Origin of the sequence: Rufibacter hautae (assembly GCF_008271695.1) — a bacterium.
Classification (GTDB): Bacteria; Bacteroidota; Bacteroidia; order Cytophagales; family Hymenobacteraceae; genus Nibribacter; species Nibribacter hautae.
Genome location: NZ_VKKY01000003.1, coordinates 1,091,571 through 1,103,848, shown reverse-complemented (window position 1 = coordinate 1,103,848; position 12,278 = coordinate 1,091,571). Strand labels below are relative to the sequence as shown.

The 12,278-nt window shown below is 51.2% G+C and carries 11 protein-coding genes; 10 read left to right on the top strand and 1 reads right to left on the bottom strand.

The features are described 5' to 3' along the window. Nucleotide 1 precedes the first annotated feature (1 nt). The 5 genes from FOA19_RS21035 (at nucleotide 2) to FOA19_RS21015 (ending at nucleotide 4,261) form a co-directional block, all read left to right on the top strand. On the top strand, nucleotides 2-1,024 hold the full coding sequence (locus FOA19_RS21035; protein WP_149092804.1) for a PorP/SprF family type IX secretion system membrane protein: 1,023 nt from the start codon (nucleotides 2-4) through the stop codon (nucleotides 1,022-1,024). A 502-nt stretch (nucleotides 1,025-1,526) separates the two neighbouring features. Continuing rightward, on the top strand, nucleotides 1,527-1,919 hold the full coding sequence (locus FOA19_RS21030) for a hypothetical protein (protein WP_149092803.1): 393 nt from the start codon (nucleotides 1,527-1,529) through the stop codon (nucleotides 1,917-1,919). A gap of 251 nt (nucleotides 1,920-2,170) precedes the next feature. Continuing rightward, complete coding sequence (locus FOA19_RS21025; RefSeq protein ID WP_149092802.1) at nucleotides 2,171-2,407, top strand: hypothetical protein; 237 nt, start codon at nucleotides 2,171-2,173, stop codon at nucleotides 2,405-2,407. A 291-nt stretch (nucleotides 2,408-2,698) separates the two neighbouring features. Further along, nucleotides 2,699-3,262, top strand: a complete 564-nt coding sequence (locus FOA19_RS21020) for an HD domain-containing protein (protein ID WP_149092801.1) — start codon at nucleotides 2,699-2,701, stop codon at nucleotides 3,260-3,262. A 9-nt stretch (nucleotides 3,263-3,271) separates the two neighbouring features. Further along, entirely contained in the window at nucleotides 3,272-4,261 is a 990-nt protein-coding gene (locus FOA19_RS21015; protein WP_149092800.1) for an ABC transporter ATP-binding protein, read from the top strand. 287 nt (nucleotides 4,262-4,548) lie between these two features. On the opposite strand, the gene FOA19_RS21010 is transcribed toward FOA19_RS21015, so the two are convergent. Then, a complete protein-coding gene (locus FOA19_RS21010; protein ID WP_223809005.1) occupies nucleotides 4,549-4,839 on the bottom strand; it encodes a YciI family protein in 291 nt (96 codons plus the stop codon). A 529-nt stretch (nucleotides 4,840-5,368) separates the two neighbouring features. Here FOA19_RS21010 and FOA19_RS21005 point away from each other — a divergent pair. The 5 genes from FOA19_RS21005 to lepB all read left to right on the top strand — a co-directional run bounded on the left by FOA19_RS21005 (nucleotide 5,369) and on the right by lepB (nucleotide 11,982). Then, nucleotides 5,369-7,792, top strand: coding sequence for an outer membrane beta-barrel family protein (locus FOA19_RS21005; protein ID WP_190300498.1), 2,424 nt, complete (start codon nucleotides 5,369-5,371; stop codon nucleotides 7,790-7,792). A 768-nt stretch (nucleotides 7,793-8,560) separates the two neighbouring features. Further along, nucleotides 8,561-8,848, top strand: coding sequence for a DUF1456 family protein (locus FOA19_RS21000; RefSeq protein ID WP_149092795.1), 288 nt, complete (start codon nucleotides 8,561-8,563; stop codon nucleotides 8,846-8,848). 281 nt (nucleotides 8,849-9,129) lie between these two features. Beyond that, a complete protein-coding gene (locus FOA19_RS20995) occupies nucleotides 9,130-9,552 on the top strand; it encodes a DUF5655 domain-containing protein (protein WP_149092794.1) in 423 nt (140 codons plus the stop codon). Nucleotides 9,553-10,121: 569 nt separating this feature from the next. Then, complete coding sequence (locus FOA19_RS20990; protein ID WP_149092793.1) at nucleotides 10,122-10,511, top strand: YybH family protein; 390 nt, start codon at nucleotides 10,122-10,124, stop codon at nucleotides 10,509-10,511. Nucleotides 10,512-10,881: 370 nt separating this feature from the next. Then, a complete protein-coding gene (lepB, locus tag FOA19_RS20985) occupies nucleotides 10,882-11,982 on the top strand; it encodes a signal peptidase I (protein ID WP_149092792.1) in 1,101 nt (366 codons plus the stop codon). Nucleotides 11,983-12,278: the final 296 nt, after the last annotated feature.

Here is a 12,278-nt window from a genome sequence, read left to right as displayed (position 1 = left end):
TATGAAAAAGCTTGCCATCATAGTTCTATTCATGGGTGTCCTGGCTCCGGCCATGGCGCAGCAGAAAGCCCAGTACAGCCAGTACCTGTTCAATAACTTTCTGCTTAATCCGGCCTTGTCTGGGATTGAAAGCTACACCGATGTACGCATGGGTACGCGCCGCCAGTGGGTGGGCGTAGACGGAGCCCCGGTGACGTATTACATCAGCGGCCACTCTTCCTTCGGAATGAGTGACCGGAATGCCCCGGTGGGGCCTGGAGCCGGCAAAGGGTTTATTCCCAAACTGCCGTCCAAGAACCCGCGCTCTACCAAGTACCACAAGTCGCGGCCGCACCACGGGTTTGGCGCGGTGGCGCAGGTAGACAAAACCGGACCGCTGAGCACGACCAACCTGAACCTGACTTACGCCTACCACCACCCTATCACCCGGAAGGTAAACATGTCGGTAGGATTATCGGGTGGAATGATCCAGACCCGTCTGAACGGGAACGAATTGCACCTGATCAACCAGAACGACCCTACGGTAAGGCCAAACACCATGGGCCGGACCAACTTTGACCTGGGCCTGGGAACCTGGGTGTACTCAGACTACTTCTACGTGGGTGCCTCGGCAGCCCAGCTCCTGACCAACTCATTTGCTTCCCAGAACGAGGGTGCCAATGATCCGGAGCAGAAGCTGCAGCCGCACTTTTTCCTGACAGGCGGGTACCGCATCAGAATCAGGTACGATTTCTCGCTGGAGCCTTCGGTGATGCTGAAGCTGGCCAGCCCCAGTCCGCTGTCGGTGGATGTGAATTTCAAGGCCACGTATGCCAACCGCATTTGGGCCGGCATGTCTTACCGCCACGGCGATGCGGTAGCGGCGCTGGCGGGTATGAACGTAAACCATATCCTGGACGTAGGCTACTCCTATGACCTGACCACCTCGGGCCTGAACGCCGCCAGCGCTGGTAGTCACGAGTTGATTGTAGGCATCAAGCTTCGCAACAAATCCCGGATGCTGTGCCCTGAATGGCTCTGGTAATCTACTAGAGTACCCTAATCATTAAGAAGCCCGCTTTATGCCTCTTTTTAGAAAAAGAGGCATAAAGCGGGCTTCTTCGTTTTGCGGCCATTTGCGCAAATCAGGTTCAAAACCAACCAGCTTCCCTTGGTGAAGGGAAGTTAAAGAGGTGAATCTCGACAAACCAGGCATTCAGTTTTTGATGATCCTTTTAGCCAATCATCCCTTGGCTACCTAATCAACTACTCCCCTTGTTCTCTGGTATAATTGCCTGCTCTGAAAACTCAAAACCAGCAACTATACTTTTCATATATCAGGAAGAAAACCGGGCCTTATCTTACTTTAATCAGAATTGCACTTTAAAAACTTTATAGCTTAAATAATCTAATAAATGACCTTCGTCAGGCTTTTGGCTAAAACATGGTTTTCACTTAACCGTAAAACCTACAAAAGAACAAAGTAAGACATTCCTAAGATTACAGACCTCATAAAAATCTCTACTTACCTACAAATTCCACAACCCATGAAAAACTTTACTCTTTCCCTTTGCTTTGTATTTGCCCTGGCTTTCTCTGCCACTGCGCAAGTAGCACCCCAGAATGAATCCGTTGAGAAGACAGCCGTTTCCATCAGCAGATTAATGGTTCAGTCCATGGGGTTAAATGAAGTGGAGTACATTCAGGTTCGCAACCTAAACCAGGAGCGTCTGGCCAAGGCTGCCGAGGTAACGAGAAAATACGCCAATGACGATTCCAGCTTGGAGTCTTCTTTGCGCGAGATTGATGAAGCGTTTGAGAACAAGCTTTTCACCATCTTGAACAACCGTCAATTGGAGGCTTACGCCGACTTCAAAACCAAACCAGAAGCTAATTTTCTTTCCTTGGTAGAGCAGGTTACTCCTAAGGCAAAGAAGTAAGAAACCATATCCTCCTAAATAAGAAGAGGGCTCCTAAATAAGGGGCCCTCTTCTCGTTTAAGGAAACGGTTACCATAGTAATTCAAGCAAAAAGAAAGCGCTACCTTTACTTCCTCAATCACCTGATTGACTAACCTTATTTTTGAGAACGGTTTCCCACTTGTCTTTCTGTACCCTTTTACACGTATACAAGTTTTTTGAAGAACCCTGGTCTATTCTGCTAGCAGACAAGGCCACAACCCTTTTAGCCTATGGAATGGTTTAAAATATACAATCCCAAAGCCATGAATTCCTTCCAGTTCATTGCTGTGACGGGATTAGTGATGTCAGCGGTGGCGCATATCCTGATGCACCTGTGGGGCAAGGAAGTAGATTCCTTCAATTACCTGTATGTCTGCTGGGGAGTGCTTTTCGTCTTCGGGTCTATCCAGAACCTGCGCCACAAACCGGAAGACGATGATCATCACCATCACCATCATCACCATTAATGAGTGAAGGATTGAAGGCGTGTTTGAGAGAATGGTGAGTTTCCCTTTGGCTTCCTCCTACAATCTAATGGAGACATCGTGGCAATCCGGTTCCCTACTGCCTTACTTTAATATAATTCAGTTTAAGAGTTTCACGCCTGTTTTCATGAAAGGAAGGTCAAACCACTGGGTGACCTTCCTTTTGTTTTGGGGCCATTTTTTGGAAAATAGCCTCAAAAGAGCCCGGGCAACAGGCTTTTCTTGTGCATCTGCGGCAACCGGGCTAACTTACTCGTTTAAACTCCATTTAAGATGACCAGAGAAGAAGCCTCCCAGATCTTACACCAATATACCAAAGGCGAAAGCCTCTTACGCCATGCCCGCACCGTTGAACTGGTGATGCGCGCCTACGCCCAGAAGTTAGACCAGGACCCCGAACGATGGGGCAACACCGGCCTGCTCCACGACGCCGACTACGAAGCCTTCCCCGACCGACACCCACACGTAGTAGTAGAACTCCTGCGTGAGCGCGGCGAGGAAGAAATGGCCCATGCCATCTCGGGACACTACAGCCACTGGGGCGTACCGCACGAAAGTTTGCTGGACAAAGCCCTGCTGGGTTGCGATGAGATCACTGGTTTTGTGGTGGCCTGCGCCCAGGTGCGTCCGCAGCGCCTATCGGGGTTGGAAGCCAAGTCGGTGCTGAAGAAGCTGAAACAGGCCAGCTTTGCGGCTTCGGTAGACCGCGGCGAGGTGCGCCTGGGGGCCGAGCTGCTCCAGGTAGACTTAGCCGCCCACATTGATTTCATCATCCAGACCCTGCAACCCCACGCCGAGGAACTGCAACTGACGCCGGTCTCTTCTGAGGCTTCCTGAGGAAAGTATATGACGTTTTTAGAAGTAGCCGGCATTTACAAGCAGGGAGAAAAGGAAGCGGTTCTGCAGGACATCAGCTTTAGCCAGGCCAAGTTTCAGAAGATTGCCATTGCCGGGGAGACGGGTTCAGGGAAAAGCACTTTGCTCAAGATCATCGCGGGCCTCATCCAGCCCGATGCCGGTACCGTCACGTTTGAGGGAGACCGGGTAAAAGGCCCCGCCGAGAAACTGGTGGCCGGTCACCCCGGCATCGCCTACCATTCCCAGCAGTATGAGTTGCCCGAGTTTCTGCGCGTGGAGCAAGTCTTGCGCTACGCCAATTCGCTTCCGCAGGAAGACGCCGAGGAACTGTACGCCGTGTGCCACATCCATCACCTGCTCTCCCGCAGAACCGATCAGCTCTCCGGTGGCGAGCGCCAGCGCATTGCCCTGGCCCGGCTGCTCCTCACCTCGCCCAAATTGCTTTTGCTGGATGAGCCTTTCTCCAACCTGGACACCGGCCACAAGAACCTCCTGAAAACCATTATCCAGAACCTCAGCGAGCAACTGGACATCACCTGCATCCTGATCTCGCATGACCCGCTGGATAGCCTCTCCTGGGCCGATGAAATCCTGGTGATGCAAGCTGGTACCGTATCGCAAAAAGGCACCCCGCAGGAAATTTACCAACAACCCGCCAATGAGTACATCGCCGGGCTCTTCGGGAAGTACACGCTGCTCAACCCTGAACAGGCCCAAGCTTTTCTGGGCAGGTCTGTGGCGAGTTTAAAAGGAAAAAGCATGCTGGTGCGGCCGGAAAGCTTTCAGATTGCAACTAAGGAAAACGGTGCGCTGGAAGGAAAAATCAAATCCGTGACCTTCTTCGGGAGCCACTACGAATTGCAGGTAACGCTTCCCACCGGCGATATTCTGGTCAGAACCGGGCAAGGCAAGTTCAACATTGGAGATACTCTATATCTAACTCTTGCTCTTGATAAAGTGTGGCAGTTTTCGGCGTAGCGGTTTATCCACTTTAGAGAGTTTACTACTTCTTCGTCCCCCTTTGAAGGGGGTAGGGGGATGATTTCTTCTGCTGATCACGGCATTTCAGAAATGTAGGGGCAATCCCTTGTTGTTGCCCTTGCTCATAGCATCAGGTAAGCGGTTCTTGTAACGGATTTATCATCCCCCTACCCCCTTCAAAGGGGGACGGAATGCGTGAATGAAAGCCAAAGGCGCTTCGGGCCTGTTTTTCAGAAAACTGCCCCGAAGCGCCTTTGGCATTAGATGAATCTAAATGAGTCCGGTTAGACTACGGCTACTCTGAAAGGCTTGATGTCTACCTTCTCCCAAACTTTCTGAAGCAGGTAAGGCTCTTGGTCAAGATAGGCTTGCAGGGCAGCTTCGTTCTCGAATTCAACCACTAGGGTGGAGCCGATCATCTTTTCTTCGGGGCTGAGCATGGCGCCCCCTAAAACAAAGTTTCCGGAGGCTTTCAGCTTTGTAACCATTTCCAGGTGGTCTGGGCGGGTAGCCAGGCGGCGGTCAAGAGCTTGGGCATCGGTGTAATCAAAGGCGGTGATGAGGTATTGTGGCACGGGAATTAGCGTTAGTTCTGGCTTTGAAGGTACAGAAAATACCCAAATCATGTTTCATAACGGCCCTATTCATCTTACGCCACGGCCACTTTTGAATCGTGTTCTCTTTATTGATAGCCAAATTCCAGCTGAAGCAAGAAGTTTGTTGATACTACATTGGCGTGGTGAACCTGAACGGCCTCCCAAATCACGGGTCAGAAAAGAGGATTTAGTTAGAAACTGGGTCATTCCCAATGACCCAGTTTCTATTTCTAGCCTGTTTTGCGTGAAACAGCTTTAATTCCGAGGCAAGTGATTAAGAATTTAGCTACTTGCGTTTAAACCATCGGGGGTGATCGATGTCAAAGAAACTGCGGCAGTGATAGGAAGAAGTCTTTGGGGAGAAGGTAAGCTGTTGGCGCAGGACCTTTCATGTTGCTCTAGTTTCCCCTTGCCCAGATTTGTCTGTATGCTTCACCTAAAACGGCTTTTTTTTCAATCTATCCTAGCCTTTCTGGCCGTGCCAGCGATTGTTTGCCCCCGTAACGGAATGGCAACGCCGGCGGTAGCGGCCATTTGGCAAACCAGCGGGGTTCCGGTCTCAGGAACGGTGGTGGATGCCGTGATCAAGGCGCCCGTAGACTTCGCCACGGTAGCGCTGCAGGACAAAAGTGGCAAACTCATTACGGGGGTTCCCTGCGACCAGAACGGCCATTTCACCTTCCCCAAAGTTGCCCCCGGCGAGTATAATTTGGTCATCAGCTTTATCGGGTATAGAACCAAAATCCATCCTATTCAGGTCTCAGGAGGCACGGCACCCATTCAATTAGGACAGATTCTGCTGGAGACCGACAGCAAGGCACTGGAGGAAGTGGTGGTGACCGGTGAAAAGAACCTCATCCAGGAAACCGATGACGGCATGGTGTACAATGCCGAGAACGACATCACCAACATTGGGGGTACCGCTGCCGATGTGCTTAAAAAAGTGCCTTCGCTTTCTATTGACATGGATGGCAACGTGGAGATGCGGGGCAGCAACAAGATCAAAATCCTGATCAACGGGAAACCATCTACCATGCTCGCCGATAACTTGGCCGAGGCCCTCCAGCAGATTCCGGCGGATATGATCAAAAGCGTGGAAGTGATTACCAGCCCCTCGGCGAAGTACGATGCCGAGGGCACCGCCGGAGTAGTGAACATCATCACGAAGCAAAGCACCATTGAAGGGATGACCGGCCAGGTGACCGCTACCGCCGGAAACCGCAGCAACAACCTGAACACCAACCTGAACGTGCGCAAAAAGAAACTGGGCGTGCGGGCCAGCGTGGGCGGCAACTTCAATGACCGCCTCGGCGATTCAGAGTCGGACCAGGTGTATTTCCGGGAGGAGAACCTCATCCAGACGCCTACCAAGCTCATCCGGCAGAGCAGCGCCTTTGAGAACAACGGCCGCTCGTTCTTCTCGCAACTGGGCGCCGACTATGACTTCAACGAGCACCACAACCTCAGCGCCAGCATCAGGGTGAACCGCTCCCGCAACCTGAGTGACCGAACGCTCTCCACCGCCCAGTTCACGCCCTCCGGCGAGGAACAGACAGAGAATTACCGGTTCCGGGACATCGACAACCTGAACCGCAACAACGGCGTGGAAACGAACCTGCACTACAAAAAGCGGTTCAAGCAGAAAGGCCAGGAACTGGATGTGATGGCCATCTTCAACAGCAACGCCAGCGACAGCGACTACCGCCTGACCGAGGAAAACCGCACCGCCTACATTACCCGCCTGGAGCAGAGCGACAACCACAGCACCGGCCGCGAGTTCACGTTCCAAGCCGATTACGCGCATCCCTTTGAGAAACTGGGTCGGCTGGAAGGCGGCATCAGGGCGGTGCTGCGCAACTCGGGCAGTGACTACAACTTCCTTTACTCCCGCTCGGCCGACGCGCCGCTGACCGAGGACCCGGCCCGTTCCAACCTGTTCAGCTATCACCAGGACGTGTACTCCTCCTACCTGTCCTACACCCTGCGGTGGAAGGAAAAGTACACCCTGCGCGTGGGCGGCCGCTATGAATACACTTCGGTGCTGGGAGACTTTGCCACGAACAACGTGGAAACGAACCTGGACAGGCCTTTTCACAATTTCATGCCCAATGTGATGCTGATGAAGCGGTTCAGCAAAGACCAGCGCCTGCGCCTGAGCTACGCCACCCGCATCCAACGGCCGGGCATGAACCAACTGAACCCGTACCGCAACGAGAGCAACCAACTCAACATCCGCTACGGCAATCCCAACCTGGAGGCCGAGATCACCCACAATACAGAACTGAACTACAGCTGGCTTCTGAAAACCACCAGCTTCAACGCCTCCCTCTACTGGCGGCAGACGAACAATGACATCAACCAGTACCAATTCCCCATCCGGGAGAATAACGATACCCTGAACACCACTTTCGCCAACCTGGGCAAGAACGCCACCTACGGCACCAGCCTCAATGCCACCACCCGCTTCAAAGAAAAAGGCCAGATTGGCGTGAACCTGAACCTGTTCTACAATGACCTGAACAGCTTTGTGGGCCGTAACCGCATCTATCGCTCGGGCTTCATGTATAACCTGAGCGGCAACGCCTCTTACCGTTTCGTGAACGACCTGAGTGTACAAACGGCCGGTTCCTTTAACTCCCCCCGGCTTTCCCTGCAGAGCCGCAGCACCTACAACTACTCTTACAGCCTGGGCCTGCGCAAGGAGTTCTGGAAGCGGAAAGGCGGCGTGAGCCTCAACGTGGAAAACTTCCTGTTCAGCAACAACTCCATCCGGACGACGGTCACCAACACCAACTCCAGCAACTTCAACCTTAACAACAACTACAACCGCGTGGTGCGGGTGAGTTTTAACTATCGTTTCGGGAAAATGGAATTTAAACGGGAGAAGGCTTTGGAGAAGTTTACCGGAGGGGAAGGGAAGAGGAAAGGGTAACTTATTTTTCTTACACTTCTCTTTCTCTGGTTCAAGTCTGTGACTTGGACCTACAATGATCTGCAGTTTGCAACTGCAGTGAGGCGCTAGCCTCAAATTCACTTTATAGGTTATTACTTTCTATATCTGTTCTTACCTCTCAAGGTTGCATTCGCGGTCTGCGGGCGTTTGTCACTTTTCTCCTTGATGAGAAAAGTAACCAAAAGAATCAAGAAGCCTCAAACTCGCTGACGCTCGGACAGTGAGGCTTCAGTAAAGGTACCACCTGGCTAAAGCTATCTATTATATAGTCTACGCAGGCCACTACCACCTGAACTGTCCTTCCGTGCGGCGGGCCGTGCCTCGGCCTCACTGTAGGCCTTCTCCCCGGCCCGCCGCAGGTGCCTTTCTCCTGATAATATGCATCGATCTGCCTTACTCTTTTTAATGGTTCAAGTCTGCGACTTGGACCCAAAATGATCGGCAGTTTGCAACTGCCGTGATGCGAGAGCCTCAGCTAGGCTGGATAGCGTTTCTTGAGTGTTATCCGATAATCTTATCTGAAACAAGCCTGCATTTCTGCCATGGTTAGAGTACTTAACAAGAGCCAAATGGGCTCTATAACTTCTTTCTGAAAGTTTCAACAAACAGGCTTTTGCAAGAATGAAAACAGGTCTAGCAGGCCTACGTAGTCTAGGAGGAGGGTGTCAAATTATTTTGAGCTTCGGGGTGCATGCTTACTTTTCTGCTGCGTATATGTACTTTCGCGGACAGATAAAACGAGAGACTATGACCAACAACGATATCATGAAGAAACTGCGCGTGGCGCTTCAGCTCCGGGATGATGACATCATCGATATTCTGGGGTTGGTTGATTTCAAGGTAACCAAAAGCGAACTAGGCGCCATTTTCAGGAAAGAGGACCACCCCAACTACAAACCCTGCGGCGATCAGCTTCTCCGCAATTTTCTCAATGGCCTGGTCATTCACATGCGCGGCACGCCTGAGGAAAAGAAACCAGCGGCTGCTCCTGCCCAAGCCCGGAAGCCCATGTCTTACCCGCCCCGTAAAAAATAGAAACCATTATATTTTCAGAAGCCGTTTCGGCGCTGTTTTCCTATAACAGCGCCGAAACGGCTTTTTTGTTTTCCACCCAATCTGAGTTTCGCCACAAACGGCTGCGCCAGTGAACGGGTATTTTCCTATCTTGATTTCAATTTTTGAACCACCTACTGATTATTAGAACTAATTACTGATTCTATTCACTCTGTGCCACGAAGAACCCAAACTCATCCATTGGCCAGCCATTGTGTTTCCGGCTTGTTTTGCTGTAATTGAGCTTGAAACAACTTTCTTTTATGTGGACCTGCCCCACCTGCACCCAATCTTTCCTGCGAGCCAACCAGACCCACTCCTGCCTGGAGAAAACCGAGGCTGATTTTCTGCGCGGCAAGTCTGCGGTGACCGTTGGGCTGTACCACCACTTTCTGGCGCAATACCGCACCATTGGTGATTTTAAGATACATCCGGCTAAAACCATGATCTCGCTGGCCAAGAACACGCGTTTCTGCTCCGTCTTCCAGTTCGGGAGAAACTTTCTGGACGTGTGCCTTCCGCTAAACCAAGTGTACGACCAAACGCTCTGCTTCCACAAAATAGGCCACGTAGGCGAAAAAGACATCAACCACTATGTGCGCTTCTATGACAAGGAAGACCTCAATGAGGAGGTGCTACATTTCATGCGGCTAGCCTACGCCTTAGATGCGGAGAAAGGAAAGTAAGCGGCACAATTCTATGATGACCACAGAAAAACCGAAAGGTTAATCAAACTAAAAATCAATCATTTACGGATGCTTTAAGCAAGAGTCATAAGTCTAGGGGGAGGTAATGGTATTGGCTAGTTTCTTTTAAATTGGCTTAAAACCCGATGAGAGAACCAGTATCCACCTTTTTAAAGGATTTCTCACCCAAGTTTCCTTCGGGTGCCGTATATGCTGTTACCTGATTTATTTATATCTTCCTTTATCCAAGTTATTTCGCGGTTCAAGAAGGGAAAGGTGTAGGTGAAAGGTTGTGCCTTTCCCGTAGACCGAGCTCCTGTTTCTGGTCCGTTTTCAGAAAATCACCCTGGAAAGGGATGGCACTTCGGGCGCTTGCGTCAACCATGGCCTACTACATTGCATTCTCATATAGCGGCTCTGGTCCCTAAAGAACAAGCTGCCGTGATTAGCTTGACAGTTCCTCCAGACACCCCGGCGGGGAGTACACGCTATAGGCCAAGCGGCTCCGGGCATTGCTCTCAGGTTATTGCTTCTACGTTTTTTCCTCACCACAAGAAAACCGGAACCCTATGCAAACAGTCCACCAAGACATCACCGATGAGATTAAAACCCTTTGCCGAGATTTTGAGAGCGCCTTTGCCAAAGGAGACGCCGCGGGGATAGCTGCCCTGTATACCCAGGATGGCATGCTGCTCCCCTCCGGCAGCGACATTGTGCAAGGCCAGGAAGCCATCAGCCAATACTGGCAGGGTGCTATCAACGCCGGCATGAAAGAATGCCATCTGGAAACCGTTGAGGTGGAACTACTGGAGGATACCGCCATCGAACTGGGCCGCTACGTTTTGCTGGGCGACGGTGGCCGCACCCTGGACCAAGGGAAAAACATGGTAGTCTGGAAAAAAATCTCCGGCGATTGGAGAATCCAGAAAGATATTTGGAACAGCAACTCGGGCAATTAGCGCCTCTGCCGTCCATTCCTTACAACCCATCAAAGCCTTAGAACAGCCGTTGCCTTTTTCATTTGGGCCAGCTGTTTTAAGGCTTCTTTTCTAGAAACCGGCCTAAAACCGAACCGGTGTTCCTGCCGCCGCACTTTCCTTCATGGCTTTTATTATGGACTGTTTTGCGCCAGCACCGGTCAACCTCATCAGCCTAAGGGCTGTAATCCTTATTGGTCCAAGCAAGGGGAATCAGAGTAGTTACTCCTGGAAGAAGGATTTTGCTCTTCTTGTCATACAACCACTAGGATTTAGGAAAGATGAAACACAATAAACCCAAGAAGATATAGTTCTATTCTATATTCCGGGCTCCGGTTAACTTCTTACGCATATGGCTGTTAAATTCTGGGGAAAGAAAGAGAAACCCGTTTCTCCCAAAAAGAAAAAATCCTTCCTGCGCGAGTGGGCTGATGCAGCCATGTTTGCCGTGGTCTGCGCTACGCTCATCAGGTGGCTCACCTTTGAAGCCTTCGCCATCCCTAGCTCGTCTATGGAGCAATCGTTGCTCACCGGCGACTACCTTTTTGTGAGCAAGCTCCACTATGGCTCGCGCACGCCTATGACGCCGCTGCAGGTACCCTTGACCCACCAAACCATCTGGGGCACCAACCTCCCCTCTTTCTCAGACCTGGTGCAACTGCCTTCTTATCGCCTGCCCGGCTTTACCAATATCAAGCACAACGATCCAGTAGTGTTCAACCATCCGCAGGAAGTGGAGCGCCCGGTAGACCTGAAAACCTACCTCATCAAACGCTGCATAGGCGTGGCCGGAGACACTCTCCAGATCAAACAAAAGCAGGTTTACCTCAACGGTAACCTTACCCATAGCCCCGGCAAGATCCAGTACAGCTACTTTCTCAGAACCGAGGGCTACGTACAAGAGAAGTTCTTCAAGAAACACGGCATCACTGATGTGTATCCGGCCCAGGGAGGGTATATAGTCCACACTTTGCCCCAAACCGCCGAGGTACTCCGTTCATTTGATTTCATCAAGGAGGTGGCTTTACTGGAGACTCCGCCGGGCGTAACCGATCCGGCGGTATTCCCCCAAGCCCCGGCCACCCACGCCTGGAACCAGGATAACTTCGGGCCGTTGTATATCCCTAAAGCCGGCGCCACCGTGGTCCTCACCCCACAAACGCTGCCCCTGTACGAAAAGATCATCCGGGTTTATGAGCACAACCCCCACCTGGAGGTAAAAGACGGCCGGGTGTACCAGAACGGGAAAGAACTCACGCAGTACACTTTCAAACAGAACTACTATTTCATGATGGGCGACAACCGCCACAACTCCCTTGACTCCAGGTTCTGGGGATTCGTGCCGGAGGAATATGTGGTAGGCAAAGCCGTCCTGGTTTGGATGTCTTCCGATTCCAGCGCCTCCTTCACCGATAAAATCCGTTGGAACCGTCTGTTCCACACCATCAAGTAAAGGCGGTATTCTTTTCCCGATGACGCAAACGGGTGACCCGGATAGGCCGCTCCGGTGTTCTATTTCCTCCCTTTCCAGGTTTCTTTCCCCAAGAGGTTTCGGGCTTATTTTCACCAAAATCGCTCTAAACGAGCATACTACATTTTCTTTCCCTACACCTCAGTTACCTACATCTGAAAACAACAGCCCTGCTTCCACGAGGTTGAAAGTTTATTCCTATTTATTTTCTCAATCGCTACCACTTGTACTTTAATTGTATTAAATTATCCTTTAATAACAAGAACCTTGATCTAAAC